14 protein-coding genes and 4 tRNA genes are annotated in these 20,247 nt (G+C 71.0%); 8 read left to right on the forward strand and 10 right to left on the reverse strand.

The window, feature by feature from the left end; genetic code table 11:
- The first annotated feature begins 46 nt into the window (after window positions 1-46).
- Both ABT070_RS18385 and ABT070_RS18390 read left to right on the forward strand, forming a co-directional pair.
- Window positions 47-562: a MarR family winged helix-turn-helix transcriptional regulator gene (locus ABT070_RS18385; RefSeq protein WP_351761508.1), complete on the forward strand. Its 516-nt coding sequence runs from the start codon at window positions 47-49 to the stop codon at window positions 560-562.
- A 183-nt stretch (window positions 563-745) separates the two neighbouring features.
- The gene (locus ABT070_RS18390) at window positions 746-1,387 is read left to right on the forward strand and encodes a GTP cyclohydrolase II (RefSeq protein WP_351761511.1); all 642 of its coding nucleotides are present in this window, start codon (window positions 746-748) and stop codon (window positions 1,385-1,387) included.
- On the opposite strand, the gene ABT070_RS18395 is transcribed toward ABT070_RS18390, so the two are convergent.
- The 4 genes from ABT070_RS18395 to ABT070_RS18410 are packed head-to-tail and all read right to left on the reverse strand — an operon-like array spanning window position 1,365 to window position 4,587.
- Entirely contained in the window at window positions 1,365-2,129 is a 765-nt protein-coding gene (locus tag ABT070_RS18395; protein ID WP_351761513.1) for an NUDIX domain-containing protein, read from the reverse strand. The two genes, ABT070_RS18390 and ABT070_RS18395, sit on opposite strands and share 23 nt — an antisense overlap.
- The gene (locus ABT070_RS18400) at window positions 2,126-2,518 is read right to left on the reverse strand and encodes a DUF4406 domain-containing protein (protein WP_351762195.1); all 393 of its coding nucleotides are present in this window, start codon (window positions 2,516-2,518) and stop codon (window positions 2,126-2,128) included. The genes ABT070_RS18395 and ABT070_RS18400 overlap by 4 nt, the downstream gene beginning before the upstream one ends.
- Before the next feature lie 31 nt (window positions 2,519-2,549).
- A complete protein-coding gene (locus ABT070_RS18405; protein ID WP_351761516.1) occupies window positions 2,550-3,365 on the reverse strand; it encodes a DeoR/GlpR family DNA-binding transcription regulator in 816 nt (271 codons plus the stop codon).
- Between the two features lie 55 nt (window positions 3,366-3,420).
- Window positions 3,421-4,587 carry a N(5)-(carboxyethyl)ornithine synthase gene (locus tag ABT070_RS18410; protein ID WP_351761519.1) on the reverse strand — a complete coding sequence of 389 codons (1,167 nt, stop codon included), beginning with the start codon at window positions 4,585-4,587 and terminating at the stop codon, window positions 3,421-3,423.
- Between the two features lie 313 nt (window positions 4,588-4,900).
- On the opposite strand from ABT070_RS18410, the gene ABT070_RS18415 reads away from it, so the two are divergent.
- Window positions 4,901-5,260, forward strand: a complete 360-nt coding sequence (locus ABT070_RS18415) for a GvpU-like protein (RefSeq protein WP_351761522.1) — start codon at window positions 4,901-4,903, stop codon at window positions 5,258-5,260.
- Between the two features lie 124 nt (window positions 5,261-5,384).
- Here the strand turns inward: ABT070_RS18415 and ABT070_RS18420 are convergent.
- The 6 genes from ABT070_RS18420 to ABT070_RS18445 form a co-directional block, all read right to left on the reverse strand.
- A tRNA-Lys gene (locus ABT070_RS18420) sits at window positions 5,385-5,457 on the reverse strand.
- Between the two features lie 100 nt (window positions 5,458-5,557).
- On the reverse strand, window positions 5,558-7,111 hold the full coding sequence (locus tag ABT070_RS18425; RefSeq protein ID WP_351761525.1) for an amino acid permease: 1,554 nt from the start codon (window positions 7,109-7,111) through the stop codon (window positions 5,558-5,560).
- Window positions 7,112-7,159: 48 nt separating this feature from the next.
- Window positions 7,160-10,231: an FG-GAP repeat domain-containing protein gene (locus tag ABT070_RS18430; protein WP_351761528.1), complete on the reverse strand. Its 3,072-nt coding sequence runs from the start codon at window positions 10,229-10,231 to the stop codon at window positions 7,160-7,162.
- A gap of 213 nt (window positions 10,232-10,444) precedes the next feature.
- Window positions 10,445-12,727: a DEAD/DEAH box helicase gene (locus tag ABT070_RS18435; RefSeq protein ID WP_351761531.1), complete on the reverse strand. Its 2,283-nt coding sequence runs from the start codon at window positions 12,725-12,727 to the stop codon at window positions 10,445-10,447.
- 413 nt (window positions 12,728-13,140) lie between these two features.
- On the reverse strand, window positions 13,141-13,680 hold the full coding sequence (locus ABT070_RS18440; protein WP_351761534.1) for a hypothetical protein: 540 nt from the start codon (window positions 13,678-13,680) through the stop codon (window positions 13,141-13,143).
- A 96-nt stretch (window positions 13,681-13,776) separates the two neighbouring features.
- A complete protein-coding gene (locus ABT070_RS18445; protein ID WP_216377826.1) occupies window positions 13,777-14,127 on the reverse strand; it encodes a metallopeptidase family protein in 351 nt (116 codons plus the stop codon).
- A gap of 84 nt (window positions 14,128-14,211) precedes the next feature.
- Between ABT070_RS18445 and ABT070_RS18450 the strand changes: the two genes are divergently transcribed.
- From ABT070_RS18450 to hrpA, 5 genes are all read left to right on the forward strand, one after another.
- Entirely contained in the window at window positions 14,212-15,798 is a 1,587-nt protein-coding gene (locus ABT070_RS18450; protein WP_351761537.1) for a metallophosphoesterase family protein, read from the forward strand.
- An 80-nt stretch (window positions 15,799-15,878) separates the two neighbouring features.
- Window positions 15,879-15,951 (forward strand) — tRNA-Glu (locus ABT070_RS18455).
- A 38-nt stretch (window positions 15,952-15,989) separates the two neighbouring features.
- A tRNA-Asp gene (locus tag ABT070_RS18460) sits at window positions 15,990-16,064 on the forward strand.
- 24 nt (window positions 16,065-16,088) lie between these two features.
- Window positions 16,089-16,162: transfer RNA gene (locus ABT070_RS18465), tRNA-Phe, on the forward strand.
- Window positions 16,163-16,278: 116 nt separating this feature from the next.
- Window positions 16,279-20,247, forward strand: coding sequence for an ATP-dependent RNA helicase HrpA (gene hrpA / locus ABT070_RS18470; protein ID WP_351761540.1), 3,969 nt, complete (start codon window positions 16,279-16,281; stop codon window positions 20,245-20,247).

The raw sequence follows: 20,247 nt of genomic DNA on the forward strand, positions 1-20,247 counted from the left end.
CTCCCCGGGTCTTGGTTCAAGTTTGAAACAAACCTACACTGGCTGTATGACGACTCGCTGGCTGTCCCCTGAGGAGCAGCGCGCCTGGCGCGCCTACGTCGCCGGCTACCTCCTGCTGGAGGATGCGATCGACCGGCAGCTCCAGCAGGAGGGCGGCCTGCCTCATCTGTACTACTCCATCCTCGCCAACCTCTCCGAGACACCGGAGCGGCGCCTGCGGATGACCGACCTCGCGGAGCAGCTGAAGATCACCCGCAGCAGGCTGACGTACGCGGTGACGCGCCTGGAGAAGGACGGACTGCTGCGGCGGGAGGAGTGCCGCTGGGACAAGCGCGGAACCGTCGCGGCCCTGACGGACGAGGGTATGGCGACCCTGGAGAACCTGGCGCCCGGCCATGTCGAGACGGTCCGCTCCGCCCTCTTCGACCGGCTCACTCCCGAGCAGGTGGGGCAGCTGGAGGAGATCTTCACGCAGGTCGTGCTGGGGTTCCAGGACGGCGACGAGGCGGCCCCGCAGGAGCTGCCGTGGCGCCGCCGCTCGTCGCCCTGCCCGGGAACCTGATCGCCACCTGATCACCATCCGGTCACCCCGGATCGCCGCCGGCGCATGAGGTGCGCGCCACAATCCCGTTGCTTCAAATTTAAAGCATGAGGTAGGGTCTGGATTCGTTGGATCTGCTTCAAATCTGAAGCACAAGGCGGCCCGGTGCCGCCTTGCCACCGTCCTCCGGACCCGGGAGACCGTATGCCCGACACCCCCGCCGCCACCCCGCGCGCCCGCGTCCGGGTACCGCTGCGCTTCCCCGACGGTTACTCCGTCGACGCCGAACTGGTCACCTTCCACGGCCTCACCGACGGCCAGGAGCACATCGCCGTCGTCCTCGGCGAGCCGGCGCCCGGGGCCACCCCCCTGGTCCGGCTGCACTCCGAGTGCCTGACCGGTGACGTCTTCGGCTCCGCCCGCTGCGACTGCGGGCCGCAACTGCGCGAGGCGGTCGAGCGCATAGCCGGGACCGGCGGTGTCCTGCTCTACCTCCGCCAGGAGGGCCGCGGCATCGGCCTCTACAACAAGCTCGACGCCTACGCCCTCCAGGACCAGGGCCTGGACACCTACGAGGCGAACGCCGCGCTCGGCCTGCCCGAGGACGACCGCGACTACACGGCCGCCGCCCAGATGCTGCGCGCCCTGGGCATCACGAGCCTGGACCTGCTGTCCAACAACCCGGACAAGGCGGGCCAGTTGCGCGACCTGGGCATCGACGTCCACGACCGGGTCCCCACGGGCGTCTTCACGACCCCGCACAACGTCCGCTACCTGCGCGCGAAGGTCCTCCAGACGCAGCACACGCTGCCCCTGGCCGACCTCACCGGGCTGAACGTGGGCTGACCGCCGACGGCCCGAACGGGCCGTCCAGCGCGGCCCATTGGAGCAGCATGATGGTCTTCGCGTCGGCGATCGCGCCGGTGCGGACGAGGCCGAGGGCCTCGGTGAAGGGAAGTTCGACGACGGCGATGTCCTCGCCCTCGGCCGCGACGCCCGCCGTGTCGGCCCCGGGGGCGGAGGCGTCGTAGGGGGCGGCGAAGAAGCTGAGGCGCTCGGTGACCGAACCGGGGCTCATGAACGCGTCGAAGACGTGCTCGACGTCGTGCACCGCCCGTCCGGTCTCCTCGGCCGCCTCACGGCGGATCGCCTCGCGCGGGTCGTCGCCGTCCAGGAGTCCGGCGGCGGCCTCCAGCAGCATGCCGTCCGGATGCCCGTTGACGTACGCGGGCAGCCGGAACTGCCGGGTGAGCAGGACGGTACGGCGGTCGGGGTCGTAGAGCAGGATCGTGGCGCCGTCGCCCCTGTCGTACGTCTCGCGTTGCTCGCGGCTCCAGTGGCCGTCGCTGTGCCGGTAGTCGAAGGTGGTGCGGCGCAGGACGGACCAGTCGCAGGCGAGGACCTCGACGTCGAGGACGCGGACCCGGTCGTTGCCGGTGAGATCGCGTCCGTGGCGGTCCAGTCCGGTACGGCCGCGGGGGTCCGGGACGTCGATGCCGGGGGTGCCGGGGGCCGGGCGGGACCGGCGGGACGGGGCGTCGTGGGACCCGGACGCGGGGGCGGGCGAGGTGGCGACGTGCTCGGTCATCGGCGGCCTTCGGGGAGGGTGGCGTCGGCATCGGCACCGTGGGCGTCGGGGATGTCGGCGAGGTCGGCGTGGACCGGCTTGCCCTGGGCGCGGGCCCGCTCGGTCATCCGGTCCGCGCCCTCCGACGGACCGCCGATGCGCAGAACCGCGTCGCAGCGGTCCAGGAGGCGTTCGGCGACGGGGTGGAAGAGCTCGTCGAAGAGCGGGTCGCCGGGGGCGGCGCCGCCCGCCGTCTCCAGCAGGGGCAGCGCGAGCGCCTCGCCGGTGACGGGCAGATGCCCGGCGTGGAACAGGACGAGGGCGGCCTCGTTCATGGCCCTCACATTGGCCGCGAGCTTCGCGGGGTCGTCGCCGGTGCCCGAGCGGTACGGGCCGGCGACCAGGATCATCAGCGGTTTCACGGGGTCTCCTGGGACGGGTTCAGGCCAGCCGGGTCTCGACGCCCGCCTCACGCAGGGCGTCCAGGGTCTGCGGGCCGCCGGGATGGGTGGCGGGGTCCGCGGCGGCGGCGTCGGTGACGAAGGAGTGCACGGCGTCGAGCGGGGCGACCTGGCTGAACGCGCGGACGCCCAGCTTGGTCGCGTCGGCGACGGCGACGGTACGGGCCGCCTGACCGAGCCCCGCCTGCTTGACGGCCGCGTCCTCGAGGGAGAACTCCGACCAGCCGTGCACGGCGTGCACCCCGCCGATCGACATCACGAACACGTCGAAGGCCAGGGACTCGAGGGTGCGCAGGGCCAGCGGCCCGACGAGGGACCGCTCGCCCGGGCGGGACCGGCCGCCGACGACCAGCAGATCGATGCCGGGCCGGTCGGCCAGCCGCAGCGCCGCCTGGAGACTGAGCACGGCGACGGTCAACGGGCCCCGCGCGGCGAGGTGTTCGGCCACGTGCACGGTGGTGGTGCCGGCGTCCAGCAGCACCCGTGACCCCGGCTCGACGAGTGCGGCGACGGCCGCGCCGAGCCGGTCCTTCGTCGCCGCCTGCCACGCCTGCCGGGCCTCGAAGCCGCCGCCCTCCTCGCGCGGGCGCCCGGCGACGGCTCCGCCGTGCACCCGCCGCACGAGCCCCTGCCGCTCCAGCACGTCCAGGTCCCTGCGCACGGTCATCTCCGAGACCCCGAGCCGCTGTGCGAGCTCGGCGACGGAGACCCGCGCGGGCGCCCGGCCGTGCCCTTGGTCCTGGCCGTGCCCCTGCACGAGGCGAAGGGTCAGGTCGAGACGGTCTGCGACATCCATGACGGCATTTCTACCATGCCGATGTTCGAATGAACATCGGCATGTTCGCCACGGCCTATGAGGTCAGCGGATCCACCGGCACCTCGGGAGCATGCGGATAGGCGGCCGACCGGTGCTGGAAGGAGAGGATCTTCGGGTTCTGGACGACGCCGTCCCGGATCTCGATGGCCTTCCTGACCGTGGGGTCGGCGTCCCACGCCGCGGGGCCGCTCATGACCTTGCGCAGGTAGGGAAGGAGCGCCTCGCTGATCTCCCAGGTGGCGGAGTTCCACAGGTGGGACGGGCTGTGGTCCACCCCGTAGTACCGGCAGCCCGGCCCCACCTCGTGCATGGGCTCGCCGAAGGTGGTCGGGCGGGCCCACTCGAAGCCCATGCCCTCGTCGCAGGCGACGTCGACGAAGAAGGTCCCCGGCCGGAACAGAGCGAGTTCGCGTTCCGTGACGAACATGAGCGGCGCGTCGGTGTCCTGCAGGACACAGTTGACGATGATGTCGAACCCGGCCAGGTACTCCGCGAGCGGCAGGGAACCGGCCGCCGTGACGGCTCGCAGACGCGTCGGATCGTCCTCCTGCTCCTCGAAGTGGCCCATGACGACCGAGGGCATCGGCGAGGCCACCGCCGCGGCGGCGCGCTGGGTGAGCACCGTGACGTCGGTGACCCCCATGGCGCCCAGGCCCGTGACCGCCCCCCGCGCGGTGGCGCCGAAGCTTATGACCGCCGCGCGCAGGCGGCGCCCGTAGCTGCCGGTCAGCCCGCCGAGCTGGAGGGCGTGCAGCACCGAGCAGTAGCCGGCGAGCTCGTTGTTCTTGTGGAACACGTGGACGCTGAAGGCGCCCGTGGAGGTCCAGTGGTTCATGGCCTCCCAGGCGATCAGGGTCAGCCGTCGGTCGATGCCGATCTGGGTCATCTTCTCGTCCTGCACGCAGTGCGGCCATCCCCACAGCACCTGGCCCTCGCGCAGCTCGGCGATGTCGTCGTGCATCGGTTTGGGCAGCAGCACGATGTCGCACTCGGCGAGGAGTTGCTCGCGGGAGCGCAGGCCGGCCACGAGTGGTCGCAGCGCGTCGTCGGCGACGCCGAACCGGAGGCCGTAGCCCTGTTCGAGGTAGATCCGCTCGCGCACGTCCGGGGCGAGCCGGTCGAGGTGGCGGGGGTGCAGCGGGAGGCGGAACTCGTTCTCCTTGCGGGAGGAGGCGAGTACTCCGAGGCTCATCAGGCTCATGTGGGGCGGCTCATTTCCGACCGGACACGATGTGTTCCGGCATTGCCGTTCCCCGAGGGCGACGCCGAAACGGATGACGGCGTGCGAGGTGCGCTCGGTACCGCCACGGTACTCCCGCCCAGGTCGCGCAGGGCCCGCCGCTCATGTGAGCCCGAAGGCTCCGCAGGTCCAGGGGGTACGGAGGGGGACCCGGCGGGGGATCCTGCGGGGGATCCGGCGGCAGGCTCCGCATCGCCGTTTCGCCGGCCGTCCGCCGACCCCGGCCGTCCGCTTCGGCCCGCCTCCGACGGGCCGGTGCATAGAATCCGATCCCATGCCGAAGCCTGACGAGCTGATCGTTGACATCGCCGCCCTTGTGGAGTCGGAGCAGAGCAATCAGATGCCTCTCACCGTGGTCACCGGTGGTGCGGTCATCACCGGTCGACTGGCTCCCGAGTCCATGTGGAGGCAGCGGGTGTCGGAGGTGCTGACGAACTCCGCCCACCTCGGCGAGTTCTCCGCCGTCTTCGACACCTCCGCGAAGAGGGACGGACCGCCCACCCATCTGCACTTCCACGTCGCCCGGATCCTGCAGGGCACGGTGGGGATCCCGGAGACGGGCGGGATGTACCGCGTCGCGATCGAGGACGTCAGCGCCTGGACCATCGGCGACTTCAGCTACTCGGACCACTGACCCGCCGGCCCGCCCGGACAGCGCTCAGCACCGGGCCGGAACGGAAGCAGCGCCCGGGTCGACCGAAGTCGACCCGGGCGCTGCACCGCAGGCCGAAAGGGGGGTGTCCCCCGCCTGCAACCGGTAGGCCCTGTGGGACTCGAACCCACAACCAATGGATTAAAAGTCCACTGCTCTGCCAATTGAGCTAAGGGCCCAGGCGATGTTGCCTCCCCGAGCATAGCCGGACGCGGCCGTGTCTCCGATCGGGTATCGGAGACACGGGCGCGCCGGTCGACGCGAAGCGATCGGGATCGGTCACTGTTCGGGCAGTTCGGCGGGCGCCCCCGCCCGTGACGCCTCGCGGGCGATGGTCCGTTCGTGCTCGGGGTTGAGGAACCAGTTCCGGGCGGAGACCTGCCACCACACCCCGGCGAAGCCCAGCACGACCAGGACGGCGACCGGGGCGTAGTTGAAGGTCTCCCAGGTGACCGGGGAGACCTGGGGCAGCATGAACAGGACGGTGATGACGGCCACCCACGCCACCGACACCACGCCGATCGCCTTCGACCAGCGGCCCAGGTGCCACGGCCCCCGCGCGAAGGCGTCGCCCTTGCGGATGCGCAGCAGGGTCGGGATGACGTACGCGATGTAGAGGCCGATGACGGCGATCGAGGTGACGGCCGCGTACGCGGTCACGTTGATCAGGTACGGCAGGCCCAGCACCAGCGCCCCGCCGGCCGCCAGCCAGACCGCCGCGACGGGTGTGCGGGTACGCGGGCTGACCGTGTGCCAGATGCGCGAGTACGGCAGCGCGCCGTCCCTCGAGAAGGCGTAGATCATGCGGCTGTTGGCCGTCACCGACGCCATCCCGCAGAACAGCTGGGCGCCGATCACCACGAGCAGCAGCAGCTTGCCGGCGGTCGCGCCGAGCGCGTCGAGCAGGATCTGGGCGGGCGGCGCGCCGGTCGGGGAGGCGAGCGCGGCGTCGTAGGACTGGATGGCGTACGTGAAGCCGAGGAGCAGCACGAAGCCCGCGATCCACGAGGTCCAGATGGACTGCACGATGCCCTTGGGGCCGGCGGTCGACGCGTCGTGCGTCTCCTCGGTCATATGGGCGGAGGCGTCGTAGCCGGTGAAGGTGTACTGCGCCATCAGCAGGCCGAGCAGGACGACGTACACCCCGCTGCCCCAGCCGGTGTTGTTGACGAACTCGCCGAACACGAAGGACGTCGACTGGTGCTTGTCGGGGACGAAGGCCAGCGCCCCGACGATGACGCCCACGCCCAGCACGTGCCACCACACGCTCACGCTGTTGAGAAGGGCGACGATCCGCACCCCGAAGGTGTTCAGCAGGCCGTGCAGCACCAGGATCCCGGCGAAGAGCAGGACGGTCCGGCCGGGGGTGACCTCGAAGTCGAACTGGAGGTTCAGATAGGCGCCGAGGAAGGAGGCGGCGCCGAAGTCGATGCCCGCCGTCACGGCCACCTGGCCGAGCACGTTGAACCAGCCCGTGAACCAGGCCCAGGCCGCCGCCGATCTCGGGGGCGCCAGCCGGTGCGCCCAGAAGTACAGGCCCGCCGACGTCGGGTACGCCGAACAGATCTCGGCCATGGACAGGCCGACGAACAGGGTCATCAGCCCCACGGCGACCCAGCCCCAGGTGATCACCGCCGGGCCGCCCGTGTTCATGCCGAACAGGTACAGCGTCAGGCAGCCCGACAGGACCGAGATGATCGTGAAGGAGACCGCGTAGTTGGAGAACGCCGACATGCGGCGGGCGAGGACCTGGGTGTAACCGAGTTCGGCCAGCAGCTCTTCGTCCGAGAGTTTCCCGGGAGCCTGCCGGCCCGCTGTGCCGTCATCTGTCATGCCCCCAGCAATTCCCCGGCCGAGGGCGTGACACACGTCACAACTTGGCTAGAAAATGCCCTTGTAGTTCTGCCAGCCGGCGCCGATCTTGACCCGCGCCCCGAACGTGCCCGTCCCGGTGCCGGGCAGCCGGTACAGCCCGCCCGCGGTGTCCCGCACCACCAGGTCCGCCTTCCCGTCCCCCGTGATGTCCCCGGCCCCGGCGACCGCGTCGTACGAGGCCCCCCAGTTCGCGAACAGCTTCACCCTCGCCGTGAAGGTCCCCTTGCCGGTCCCGATGTAGCGGTACAGGTTGTTCGACCTGTCCTGGGCGATCAGGTCACCGATGCCGTCCCCGTTGAGGTCACCGACACCGATGATCTTCTTGTACGTCTTCCAGTTGTCGTAGAGCTTCACGGGCGCCGCCAGCTTCCCGGCGGCCGTCCCCTTGTAGAGGTAGACCCTGCCGGTCGACGGGTTGCGGGCGATCAGGTCGGGACGGCCGTCCTTGGTGACGTCACCCGGCGAGGTCAGGACGTCGAACTGGGTCCAGCCGGTGGTGCCGACCGTCGTGTACGGCGCCGCGGGCGACAGCGCCGCGCCGCAGCCCGTCCGGTACAGCCGCAGCGCCCCGCTGCTCAGCCGTACGAGGACGTCGTTGCAGCGGTCGCCGCTCAGATCGCCGATCGGCACCGCCTTGATGTCCTTCGGCCAGCCCGCACCGCTGACCTGCCCCGAGAACGTGCCCTTGCCCGTGCCCTGTTGGTAGGTCAGAGTGCCCGGACGGGGGACGGTGAGCAGGTCTCCGACTCCGTCCGGCTTCGCCGCCGTACCCACGTAGTCGTGGAACACCGGGTTGCCGCGCACCATCCGGACGGTGCCCCGCGTCTGCAAGGGGGCGCCGACGCCGTCCGCGGGCGTGACCGAGAGCGTCCAGTCGTAGAAGCCGTTGGGCAGGAACGCCCCGGCCGTGATGCCGGTGCTCCAGGGAACCTGCAACTCGCCGCGCAGGGCGCCGCCGTCCGTGCCGCCGACCACCTTGCCGGTCGCCTTGTCACGCACCGTCAGGGTCCAGCCCGCGGCCGGCTTCGACAGCAGCACGTCGGTGAGGACGGGCGACGTCGTCGGGGAGACCTCCGTGGCGCTCCGTGCCGCGTCCAGCAGACTCAGCGGCTGCTGCGGCACGCCGGACGGGACGAGGTGCACGCGCTCCTGGCCGTCGACGTAGGCGGCGTTCCCACCGGACTCGTCGACCGTCCAGCGCACGTCCCGCTGGGAGACGCCCGTGTCGGGCAGGTCGCCGATGACCCGGCCGGAGGGGGTGCCGTCCGCGACCGTCGTCAGCGTCAGCTTCCCGGCCTGCTTGTCGTGGGTCACGACGTACCCGTCGCCGAGCTCGGCCTCGTCGGCCGGCACCGGCACGGACCTCTTCGCCGTGCGGTCGTAGACGCCCGCCCGGCCCTCGCACGTCCAGTACAGCCAACGGCCCAGCGCCTGGAGTTCGGTGGGCGCGCAGCCCGCGTCGGTGACGAGGTTCTCGGTCGTCCTCCCGGCCGTCAGGTCGTACGCGGTGACACTGCCCGGGGTGGTGCCGGTCGTCCACAGGATGTTGCCGGACAGGGCGGCCGGCCCGGGGGCGCGGGTGACGAGGGGAGGGGCGTCGACGCTGTCGATCCGGTACACGTACTGCTCACCGGATCCCGTGTAGAGCAGGTAGCGGCCCGAGACGTCGGTGATCTGCCCGTCCTTGGGCAGCCCGGGGCGGCCCCAGCCGTCACCCGTGTCCGGCCCGTCGATCTCGATCGCATTCGTGGCCCCGTCGCGTGCGAGCCAGGCGATACGGCCGTCGGCCAGGCCCCTGACCGGGGCGCAGGCGGCATCGGCGGCGCAGTCGGCCATGGGGAGGGAGGTGGAGGTGGTGATCCTGCCGCGCTCGCCGAACGAGGGGGTACCGGACGGGGCGACGGTCCGTACCCGGGCTGAGCGCGCACCGGTGCCGTAGTGGTCCAGAACGACGAGCCGTCCCTGGTCCAGGGAGATCCCCTGGATCGTCAACGGCGGTCTGGGCAGGGCCTTGACCGGCGTGACGACGGGCGGGCCGCCGTCCGCGCCCGGGGTGATGCGCTGGATGCCCCAGTCGTCGGCGCCCGTGCGGCCGATCTTCACGGCCGTGCCGTCGGGCCCCGCGCCGGTCCCGTACGCCGAGGACCGGAGCAAGGTCACCGGTTCGCCGCCGGCGAGGGGCTGCGCGGTCGTCGAGGACGTCCCGTTGACCAGCCAGTCGCCGACGAGGGCCAGGTCCCGGGCCGCGTTCACCCCGTCGCTGACGCCCTTGAGCGCCACCTCGACGGGGGCCGCCGAGAGTTCCCGCGGGAACACCAGGACCGACGCCTTGTCCTGGGCGAAGACGACGACGTGTCCACCGCCCAGGTTCGTGTTGGTGTACCCGGTGGGGATCGGGCCGCTCCAGCCGCGCACCTCGCTGGACGCGCGGTCCACGGCGACCAGGCCCATCTGACCGTCCACGGAGCCGCGCAGGTACAGCGTCCGCGCGTCCGCCGCCGCGCCCAGTCCGAGGACGAGACCGGCCGGTCCTCCCGTGATCGTCCGGTCCACGGTGGTCCCGTCGGGCCCCGGCGTCAGCAGATGGATGACCCGGCCGACCGTGCCGTCCTCGGTGCGCACGTTCTTGAAGGCCACCGTCAGGTTGTCGTAGGACGTGAGGTAACCCAGCCCGTCCGGGACCTGGAGGCTTCGAGTGGAGCCGTCGGACGCGTCCCAGAAGTCGACCCGGCCGTCGCTGTGGTGGTACGCCAGGACATCGGAGCCGGTCGGCATCCCCACCGTCCCCGCGGGCGCCGTCGGCACGCGTACCGACTCGCCGTCCGCGTATCGCGTCCACAGCAGGCCGCTGGTGCCCTCCAGGCTGTGGAAGACCCCCTGCGCGCCGACCGCGTCGTGGCTGCCGTGGGTCGACGACTGGAGCGTCGCCGTCGTATAGGTGTCGCGCAGTGACGCCGGCACCACCGTCTCCTGCGGCGTGTCCGCGACCGCCGTGGACGGCAGCAACGGGGTCAGCCCCGCCGCCAGGACGGCGGAGGCGGCGACAAGACGCAGGCGTGCGGAGCCATGGCGAGCCAAGAGGGTCCCTCCCCGGGAACAGGACGGAGACGGATCGGACTGGGCGCCTCTTCGGCGTCCGCGGCCCCCCGGCCTTCCCACCCGTCTCACAAGTCGGCTGATCCTACAGTCGCCCCACAGCCCCGGAGAAAGGGGTTACCAGCAGACGCGAGAACGCCGTGGCCCCCACCGGTGTTCGGTGGGGGCCACGGCGTTCACTCACCTGAGCCGACGTCAGCCGTTGCGCTTCCAGCGCGGCTTGTCGTCGCGGCGGCCGGTCGTACCGGAGCCGGTGCCGGTGCCGGTGCCGCGGTGGTCGTCACGGCGGCCGAACGGACGGTCGCTGCCACGGTGGGTGGACGGACGGTCGTCACGACGGTCACGGTTGAACGGACGGTCGCTGCCACGGTGGGTGGACGGACGCTCGTCGCGACGGTCACGGTTGAAACCGCCCGACTGACGGTCGTCGCGGCGGAAGCCGCCGGAGGGGCGCTCGTCACGACGGTCACGGTTGAAACCGCCCGTGGGACGCTCGTCGCGGCGGAAGCCACCGGAGGGGCGCTCGTCACGACGGTCGTCACGGCGGTCGTCGCGACGGTCACGGTTGAAACCGCCCGCGGGACGCTCGTCACGACGCTCGAAGGAACGGCCGCCACGGTCGTCACGGCCGGCGCCGCCACGGTCGTCACGGCGGTCGCGGTTGAAGCCACCGCGGTCGTCACGACGCTCGAAGGAACGGCCACCACGGTCGTCACGGCCGGCGCCGCCACGGTCGTCACGGCGGAACCCGCCACGCTCGCCGTCACGGCGGTCACGGTTGAAGCCACCGCGGTCGTCACGGTTGAAGCCGCCACGGTCGTTGTCGCGGCGCTCGAAGGAGCGGCCACCACGGTCGTCACGGCGCTCGTAGTTGCCCCGCTCGTCACGGCGCTGACGCGGCTGCTCGAACGCGGGCTGCTCGGAGACCGCGGCCTCGGCCGGAGCCTCCGCCACGGCGTTCTGCTCCACGACCGCCTCGGCGGCCGCGACGACGGCCGCCTCCGGGTCCTCGCCACGCTCACGCGCCACGCGGGCCACCAGACGGTCGGCGTCCTCGCGCAGCTCGGTCGCGCGTCGCTGCGCACGCTCCAGCTCCTTGGTGAGCTGCGAGACCTCACGCTCGGCCTGCTGCGCCGCGTTGCCCGCGGACTCGGCCTGGACCTCCGTCATCGAGCGGGCGCCGGTGATCTCGGCGACCTCCGGCTCGAAGGCGGCGCCGCCCTGGATGATGTGACGCCCGGCGTCGACGCCCGCGTCCTCCATCAGACGGAAGATCTGACGGCGCTGGTGCGGCAGCGAGAGGGAGACGACCGTGCCGGTGCGGCCGGCCCGGGCGGTGCGGCCCGCGCGGTGCAGGTAGTCCTTGTGGTCGCCGGCCGGGTCCACGTTCAGGACCAGGTCGATGCCGTCGACGTGGATACCGCGAGCGGCGACGTCGGTTGCGACGAGCGCGTTGACGTAGCCCTTCTTGAAGTCCTCGAGCACGCGGGTGCGCGCGCCCTGCGTCATACCGCCGTGCAGCGCGTCGGCCTTCACACCGGAGTCGCAGAGCTGCTCGGCGATACGGTCGGCGCCGAGCTGGGTGCGGACGAAGATGATCGTGCGGCCCTTGCGGGAGGCGATCGCGGCGGTGACCGGCGCCTTGTCCTTGGGCTTCACGATGAGGATGTGGTGCGACATGGTCGTGACGTTGCCCTGGGCGCTGTCGACCTCGTGCGTGACCGGGTTGCTCAGGTAGCGCTTGACCAGCGTGGAGATCTCGTTCTCCATCGTGGCCGAGAACAGCATGCGCTGGCCGCCGCCCGGGATCTGGTCGAGCAGCTCGGTGACCTCGGGCAGGAAGCCCAGGTCGGACATCTGGTCGGCCTCGTCGAGCACGGCGACCTGGACGTTCTCGAGCGAGCAGGCGCCGCGGTTGATGAGGTCGCGCAGACGGCCCGGGGTGGCGACGAGGACGTCGACGCCACGCTCCAGGGCGTACATCTGGTTGCTCATGGACGTACCGCCGCAGACGACCTTCATCTTGAGGCCGAGTACGTCGCCGTACGGCTGAAGCGCGTCCGCGACCTGCATCGCGAGCTCACGCGTCGGCGTGAGGATGATGCCGCGGGGCTTCTTCTTGTCGGTGTGACCGCCGGACAGCGACGCCAGCAGCGGCAGACCGAACGAGAGGGTCTTGCCGGAGCCGGTGCGGCCACGGCCGAGGATGTCCTTGCCGGCCAGGGCGTCCGGGATGGTCGCGGCCTGGATCGGGAAGGGGCTGGTCACGCCGTTCTGCGCGAGCTTGCGCACGACGCCCTCGGGGAGCCCGAGGTCGGCGAAGGAGAGCTCGGGGGTCTTGGGGGCCTCGGGCGTCTCGTCGACGGCCTCGGCGGCCTCGACGATCTCGACGGTCTCCGTGACCTCGATCGCCTCGAGGGTGATCGGCTCGTCGTTGTTCTCGGACACGACGGAGTGATCAGTACTGAAAATGGACATGCGAATGCGAAACCTTCCGGAGTCTCAAGTCGGCACGCGCCCGTCAACTCCGTGTTCGCATTGCACTACGACCGCCTCTATGCGGTCAGCCACGGCAAGGGAGAGTACGCGCCACACGGCGCGCTCTGCGGTGGCGCCGGGCAAATGGGATCAAACGATCTACCACTATAAGCACCCTGACCACCGAAGGCAAACCGGGTCCCATCACCGCAGCTCAGCGGCCCTCCCGGCCCGGAGCGGAGAGCCCGGGACGGAGAGCCCGGGACGGAGAGCCCGGCGCGAAGCACCCGAGGCGGAGGGGCTGCGCCGAAGGGTCCCCACCGAGGGATCTGCGCGAGCCGGACGGACAGACGGACAGGCGCACTGCCAGACGGACGGCCAGACGGACGGCCACCCGGGACAGGACACCTGCTCTAGGCGGGCGAGCCCGCCTCCGGCGCCGGTTCCAGGTCCCCCAGCTGCGCCGCCGGCCCTCCGTCACCCTCGTGCGCCGAGGACGACGGCTCGGCGACCGTCGGCTCCGGCACGGGCGACGGCGGCTCCGGCGTGGGCGCGGGCGGCTCCGGGTCCGGCGAGCGGGTGGGCGCGGGCGGCTGCGCCCCGGTCGGCGTCGGCGCCCCCGGCTGCTCGCTCCTGCCCGGCCGCACCGCCCCCGCCGAGGCCGGCGCGCTCCGGCCCGCCGACGGCGGGGCCGAGGCCGACGCCGAGGCGCTCGCTCTGCCCTTGCCGCCCTTCCCGCGCCCGTGCTTGCCGTCGCCGGCCGCCGCGTCCATCCCGAAACCGCCCCCGGCGCCCGCCGAGCCCCCGCCCGGGGCCTCACCGCCGCGCCGGCCCGCCGAGTGCGACGGTTCGGGCCGACCGCCCCCCTCGTGCCCCACGCTCATACAGCCGGCGGCCGCGGCGACGGCCAGGACCGTCGCGGCCAGACGAACGGGTACGTACAAGGGGCGCACGGGGCCACCTCCGGGGCAGGCACAGGGAGTCGACCTGTCCAACTCCCGGCGCCCGCAAGAAGACACGCGCCGACGCGCGCCCCTGTGCCGTACGGCTCAGCCGTAGCCGAGCGCGTGCAGCCGGGCGTCGTCGATGCCGAAGTGGTGGGCGATCTCGTGCACCACCGTGACCTCCGTCTCGGCGACGACCTCCTCCCGCGTCTTGCACATCCGCAGCGTCGGCCCCCGGTAGATCGTGATCCGGTCCGGCAGCACGCCGGCGTACCACTCCCCGCGGTCCGTCAGCGGAGTCCCCTCGTACAGCCCGAGCAGCTCGGGATCGTCCGCCGCCGGTTCGTCCTCGACGAACACCGCGACGTTGTCCATCAGCCGCGTCAACTCCGGCGGAATACGGTCCAGGGCCTCGGCGACCAGTTCCTCGAACTCCTCACGCGTCATCTCCAGCACAGGCCCATTGTCCGGTACGACGCGGTCGGGGGGAGGTCACGAACCGTCCGCATACCAACGCCCGGACCGGGGCATAGGGCACCAATGGTCCGCGCCCGTCTCCCCACCGCAGTCCTGAAGCGTCCCGAGCCCGCCGGGCGCGGGAACCCGGTCCCCGAACTCGCCGCCCGGCCCAACCCCTGGATCCGCGCTCTCGGCCTGACCGCCGTCGTCCTCCTCGGCGCCTGGCTCGGCCTGCTGATCGTCGGGGACGTCCGCGTGTCCGTCGGCCCCATGAACACGACGATGACGCTGCGCCCGTCCGTCACCGGCGGCACGAAGATCAACATCTCCCCGCTGGGCGCGCTCAGCCTGGACAGCCACATCGCCCCGGTCCGCCTCGACGTGAACGTCGACCAGCTCGACCCCGAGCGCTCCCAGGCCCTCGTCGACCATCCCGAACGCCTGTCCGGCCTCCAGGACGAGGTCGCCCGTGACATCGAGCACGGCACCCTCGACCTCGCCGTCCGCTCCTGCGTCGCCGTGGTCTCCGGCGCCACCGCGCTCGGCCTCGCCGTCTACCGCCGCCCCCGCCGCGCCCTCGCCGCCGGCGGTCTCGCCCTCACCCTGCTGGCCGCCTCGGGCGCGACCGCGTACGCCACCTGGAACCCCAAGTCGGTACTGGAGCCGCGGTTCTCGGGCCTGCTGTCCTCCGCGCCCTCGCTCGTCGGCAACGCACGCAGCATCGTCACCGAGTTCGACGTCTACCAGCAGGAGCTCGCCCGCCTGGTCACCAACGTGACCAAGCTCTACGACGTCACCTCCACGCTCCCCGCCTTCCAGCCGGACCCGACCACGGTCCGTGTCCTGCACGTGTCCGACATCCATCTGAACCCCGCGAGCTGGAAGATCATCGCCTCGCTCGTGGAGCAGTACAAGGTCGATGTGATCGTCGACTCCGGCGACACGATGGACCACGGTTCCGCGGCGGAGAACGGCTTCCTGGACCCCATCGCCACGCTGGGCGCGCCGTACGTCTGGGTCAGGGGCAACCACGACTCGCTCGTCACCCAGCGCTATCTGGAGGGCATGAAGAACGTGCACGTCCTGGACGACGGCCGCGCGGTCACCCTCGCCGGGCTGCGCTTCGCGGGCATCGGCGACCCCCAGTTCACCCCCGACCGCTCCGCCGCGTCCGGCGCCGAGGAGTCCCAGGAGACGGCCGGCGCCCGGCTGGCCGCGGCCCTGCGCGCCCAGCGGACCGCCGGCACCCCGGCGGACGTGGCCATCGCCCACGAGCCCTCCGCCGCCCGGGGCACGGACGGCGAGGTGCCCCTCGTACTGGCCGGCCACCTCCACCACGAGGACATGGAGGTCATGAAGAAGGGCACGCGGCTGCGCGTCGAGGGCTCCACGGGCGGCAGCGGTCTGCGTGCCGTCGAGGGCAAGTACCCGGACCCCATCGAGGCGTCGATCCTCTACTTCGACCGCGACACCCGCCACCTCCAGGCCTGGGACGAGATCAAGCTCGGCGGTCTGGGCCTGACGACGGCCGAGGTCAGCCGCCACCTCCCGAAGGAGAACCTGCCGGGGGCCGTACCGTCCCCGAGCCCCTCCCCGACTCCCTCCCCCAGCCCGCCGCTCGGCCCGTCGACCGGCCCGTCCGGAACCCCCTCCAGGACGACCCCGTAAACCGTTTTGGCGATACCCCCCGCCATCCCATATGCTCATGACGTCCCCGACGCGCTGAGAAGCGCCCAGGCGGGCCGATAGCCCTCATCGTCTAGCGGCCTAGGACGCCGCCCTTTCAAGGCGGTAGCACGGGTTCGAATCCCGTTGGGGGCACGCAACACCGTGTGCGACACTGTCGTACACAACAGCTGGGTCCTGTGGAGCAGTTTGGAGTGCTCGCCACCCTGTCAAGGTGGAGGCCGCGGGTTCAAATCCCGTCAGGACCGCTGAGGTTTCACGTGAAACCTCGTGGCTGGGTAGCTCAGTTGGTACGAGCGATCGCCTGAAAAGCGATAGGTCGCCGGTTCGACCCCGGCCCCAGCCACAAGAACGAAGACCCTCTCCGGGTGACCGGAGGGGGTTTTTGTCGATGTGCGGAGGGCGGGGCAGCCCCAAAAGCACTCGCCCCTTCTTTCGCCAAGATGAGATCCTGGATCGCGTATGTCTACGCACCCCACTCCCGGCGCCTCCGTTCCGGGTACTCCCGCCCTCGGCGACCTCGCCCCCCGCCTGACCGAGCTGTCCCTGCGCGACGCGCACCGGCTCGGGCGCAGGCTCGAAGGCGCGCGCAAGATCCGCAAGCCGGAGGCCCGTGCCGCCGTCCTCACCGAGATCGAGGCGGAGGTCGCCCGGGTCGAGGAGCGGATGGTGCTGCGGCGCGGCCGGGTACCCGCCGTCTCGTACCCGGAGCAGCTCCCGGTCAGCCAGAAGAAGGACGAGATCGCGGCCGCCATCCGTGATCACCAGGTCGTCATCGTCGCCGGTGAGACCGGGTCCGGCAAGACCACCCAGATCCCCAAGATCTGTCTCGAGCTGGGGCGCGGTGTCCGCGGCATGATCGGGCACACCCAGCCCCGTCGGATCGCCGCCCGCACCGTCGCCGAGCGCGTCGCCGAGGAACTCGCCACGCCCCTCGGCGAGGCCGTCGGCTGGAAGGTGCGGTTCACCGACCAGGTGAACCCCGACGCCACCTTCGTGAAGCTGATGACGGACGGCATCCTCCTCGCGGAGATCCAGACCGACCGTGAGCTGCACGCCTACGACACGATCATCATCGACGAGGCCCACGAGCGGTCCCTCAACATCGACTTCCTGCTGGGCTATCTCGCCCAGTTGCTCCCCCGCCGCCCGGACCTCAAGGTCGTCATCACCTCCGCGACCATCGACCCGGAGCGTTTCTCCCGGCACTTCGGCGACGCCCCGATCGTCGAGGTCAGCGGGCGGACGTACCCGGTGGAGGTCCGTTACCGGCCGCTCCTCGAAGAGGACTCCGAGGACGTCGACCGCGACCAGATCACCGCGATCACCGACGCCGTGGAAGAGCTCATGGGCGAGGGGAAGGGCGACATCCTCGTCTTCCTCTCCGGCGAACGGGAGATCCGGGACACGGCCGACGCGCTGGAGAAGAAGAAGTACCGCTTCACCGAGGTACTGCCCCTCTACGCCCGGCTCTCGCACGCCGAGCAGCACCGGGTCTTCCAGCAGCACACGGGCCGCAGGATCGTTCTGGCGACGAACGTGGCCGAGACGTCCCTGACCGTCCCGGGCATCAAGTACGTCATCGACCCCGGCTTCGCCCGCATCAGCCGCTACAGCCACCGCACCAAGGTCCAGCGCCTGCCCATCGAGGCGATCTCGCAGGCCAGCGCCAACCAGCGCAAGGGCCGCTGCGGCCGGACCAGCGACGGCGTATGCATCCGGCTGTACGACGAGGACGACTTCCTCGCCCGCCCGGAGTTCACGGACGCGGAGATCCTCCGTACGAACCTGGCGAGCGTCATCCTCCAGATGACCGCGGCGGGCCTCGGCGACATCGAGAAGTTCCCCTTCCTCGACCCGCCGGACCACCGCAACATCCGCGACGGTGTGCAGCTGCTCCAGGAACTGAACGCGCTGGACCCGTCCGAGAAGGACCCCCGCCGGCGGCTCACCCAGACCGGCCGCAAGCTGGCGCAGCTGCCCGTCGACCCGCGCCTCGCCCGCATGGTCCTGGAGGCCGACAAGAACGGCTGTGTGCGCGAGGTCATGGTGATAGCCGCCGCGCTGTCCATCCAGGACCCGCGTGAGCGCCCGGCCGACAAGCAGACCCAGGCCGACCAGCAGCACGCCCGCTTCAAGGACGAGACGAGCGACTTCCTCGCCTATCTCAACCTGTGGCGGTACGTCCGCGAGCAGCAGAAGGAGCGGGGTTCCTCCTCCTTCCGGCGTATGTGCAAGCAGGAGTACCTGAACTTCCTGCGCATCCGTGAGTGGCAGGACATCTACACGCAGCTCCGCACGGTCGCCAAGCAGATGGGCATCCATCTGAACGAGGACGACGCGCCCGAGCAGAGTGTCCATGTCTCGCTCCTCGCCGGACTGCTCTCGCACATCGGCATGAAGGACGTGAAGGACGGCAACAAGAACGAGTACCTGGGCGCGCGGAGCGCCAAGTTCGCGATCTTCCCGGGCTCGGCCCTCTTCAAGAAGCAGCCGCGTTTCCTGATGTCCGCCGAGCTGGTGGAGACGAGCCGTCTCTGGGCCCGCGTCAACGCGCGGATCGAGCCGGAGTGGGTCGAGCCGCTCGCCGGACACCTGCTGAAGCGGACGTACAGCGAGCCGCGCTGGGAGAAGGACCAGGCGGCCGTCATGGCGGACGAGAAGGTCACGCTGTACGGCGTCCCGATCATCGCCCAGCGGAAGGTCAACTACGGCCGGATCGACCCGGAGACCTCCCGCGACCTGTTCATCCGCAACGCGCTGGTCGAGGGCGACTGGCGCACGCACCACAAGTTCTTCGCCGACAACCGCCGGCTCCTCAGCGAGGTCGAGGAGCTGGAGCACCGTGCCCGGCGCCGGGACATCGTGGTGGACGACGAGACGCTGTTCGACTTCTACGACCAGCGGGTGCCCGAACACGTCGTGTCCGGCGCGCACTTCGACTCGTGGTGGAAGCACAAGCGGCACGAGCAGCCCGATCACCTGGACTTCGAGCGGGAAATGCTCATCCGGGAGTCGGCGGAGGCGGTCACCAAGGCCGACTATCCGGACTCCTGGCGGCAGGGCCAGCTGAAGTTCCGGGTCACGTACCAGTTCGAGCCGGGCGCGGACGCGGACGGCGTGACCGTCCACATCCCGCTCCAGGTCCTCAACCAGGTCACGGACGAGGGCTTCGACTGGCAGATCCCGGGTCTGCGGGAGGAGGTCGTCACGGAGCTGATCCGTTCCCTCCCCAAGCCGATCCGCCGCCACTACGTACCGGCGCCGAACTTCGCGAAGCGCTTCCTGGACAGTGCGGTGCCCCTCCAGGAGCCGCTCACGACGACCATGGCGCGTGAGCTGAAGCGCATGGTCGGCGTCCCGTTCGAGGCCGAGGACTTCGACTGGTCGCGGCTCCCCGAACATCTGAGGATCACCTTCCGGATCGTCGACGAGCGGCGCCGCAATCTGGCCGAGGACAAGGACCTCGAGACGCTGAGGCTCCGGCTGAAACCGAAGGCCCGACAGGCCATCTCGCAGGCGGCCGCGGCCATCGCCGAACGGCAGGGCGGCGAGTCCCTGGAGCGTTCGGGGCTGACGGACTGGACGATCGGCTCGCTCGCCCGCGTCTTCGAGACCCGACGCGCCGGCCAGCCGGTGAAGGCCTACCCGGCGCTCGTCGACGACGGCGACACCGTGTCCGTACGCCTCTTCGACACGGAAGCGGAGCAGGCGGAGGCGATGTGGAAGGGCACGCGTCGGCTGATCCTGCGCACCATTCCGGTCAACCCGGCAAAGTTCGCATCCGAGAAGCTGACGAACGCCCAGAAGCTCGCGCTGTCCGCGAATCCGCACGGTTCGATCCAGGCCCTGTTCGACGACTGCGCGATGGCGGCGGCGGACCGGCTGATCGCCGACTTCGGCGGTCCGGCCTGGGACGAGGAGTCGTACCGGAAGCTCTACGACAAGGTGCGCGCGGAGATCGTCGACACGACGGTGCGGACGGTCGGCCAGGTGCAGCAGGTCCTGGCCGCCTGGCAGGCCTGTGAGCGCCGCCTGAAGGGCGTACGCAGCCCCGTGCTGCTCGCGAACCTGGCGGACGTGCGGAAGCAGCTGGACGCCCTCGTGAAGCCCGGCTTCGTGACCTGGGCGGGGCTGCGCCGCCTGCCCGACCTCATGCGCTACCTGGTGGCCGCGGACCGGCGCCTCCAGCAGATGCCGACCGGCGTCCAGCGGGACACCAGCCGCATGGAGAAGGTCCACGAGATGCAGGACGAGTACGCGTGGCTGCTGGAGCAGCTGCCGAAGGGCCGGCCGGTTCCCCAGCAGGTCCTGGACATCCGCTGGATGATCGAGGAGCTCCGGGTCAGCTATTTCGCCCACGCGCTGGGCACGGCGTACGCCGTCTCCGACAAGCGGATCGTGAAGGCGATCGACGCCGCGGTGCCGTAA

This window comes from Streptomyces sp. NPDC002884 (assembly GCF_040295245.1).
Taxonomy (GTDB): Bacteria; Actinomycetota; Actinomycetes; order Streptomycetales; family Streptomycetaceae; genus Streptomyces.